1 protein-coding gene is annotated in these 1,307 nt (G+C 69.2%); it reads right to left on the bottom strand.

The genetic code is table 11. The annotated features are described in order from the left end of the window. Positions 1–20: 20 nt before the first annotated feature. Positions 21–1,076, bottom strand: coding sequence for an IS110 family RNA-guided transposase (locus ACZ6O5_RS31270; protein WP_465981933.1), 1,056 nt, complete (start codon positions 1,074–1,076; stop codon positions 21–23). Positions 1,077–1,307: the final 231 nt, after the last annotated feature.

Raw genomic sequence — 1,307 nt, 5'->3', positions numbered from 1 at the left:
GGGGGATGCTCCTATAGAAGTCAAGGGGTGTTGAGGGTGGTGAAGTCAGCGAGGAGGGCGGTGTGGACCTCGCGGACGATGTAGCGCTTGAGGCAGCGCATGATTTCTTTCTTGTTGAGGCCTTGTTTGGTGCGTTTGTCGACGTAGGCGCGGGTGCGGGGGTCGTGGCGCATGCGGACCAGGGCGATGGTGTGCAGGGCTGAGTTGGCGGCTCTGTCGCCGCCTCGGTTGAGGCGGTGGCGATCGGTGCGTCCTGAGCTGGCGGGGATAGGCGCGGCGCCGCAGAGGTGGGCCAGAGCGGCTTCGGAGCGGAGTCGGTCGGGGTTGTCGCCGGCGGTGGTGAGTAGTTGTCCGGCGACGTCGGTGCCGATGCCGTAGATGGCGTGCAGGTGTGGGGCGGTGCGGGCGACGGCGGGTTGTAGCCGCCGGTCGGCTTGGGTGATCTCGGCGGTCAGGGCCTGGATCCGGGCGGCGATGGCGGCTAGGGCGGCTTTGGTGGCCTCGACGGGATCAGTGAGTCGGGTCTGGTCGATGGGTAGCGCGGCGCACCGGTCGACCAGCGGTGGTCCCGGCTGGCTGAGGTTGTGGCGCAGGGCTTCCGGAGCAGAGGCGACCAAGCCGTGGAGCTGGTTGAGCGCGGCGGTGCGGGCCTTCATCGCGCCGCGGCGGGCCACCCGCAGGGCGCGGATGGCCTCGACCGGGCCGGTGCGGGTCTTCGGCGTGCCGCTGGCCTGTCCGGACAGGGCCGCCCGGGCTGCGGCAAGCGCGTCGAGAGGGTCGGACTTGCCCTTGGCCCGGCGGGCTCTGCGGTCCGGACGGTCGACCTCGACCACAGCGACGCCCTGAGCGGTGAGGTGGCGGGCCAGTCCCGCACCGTAGGTGCCGGTGCCCTCCACCCCAACCTTGATCACCTGCCCGAATCGGCGTAGCCAGGCCAGTAGTTGCCGGTAGCCCGCCGCCGACGCGGGAAACTCCTGGTCACCCAGTACCCGGCCAGCACCGTCGATGACGGCGGCGTGATGAGTCTTGCCGTGGGTGTCGACACCACCTGTGACCTGACGCTTCTTGGCTGCCATGCTGGAACCGTCGTCCCTCTCGCTTGCACCGAACAGGGTCGGCACGCACCCGCCGGGACGGGCGGACAGGACAGTGACGGGACCTCTTGCACAGGCTCCTATCAGGTCACGAACGCCCAGCAGGTGAGTGCAGGAACGGGTCACCCGGACAAGCCGACGAATCCCCTAGAAGACACCACGGTCAGTCAGAGGGTGAGTCAGACCGGCCGGGTGACCCGCTCCCACATCATC

The organism is Micromonospora sp. NPDC049201 (assembly GCF_055586805.1).
Note: the sequence above shows the minus strand (reverse complement) of the source record. Positions and strands in the feature narration are given on the sequence as shown.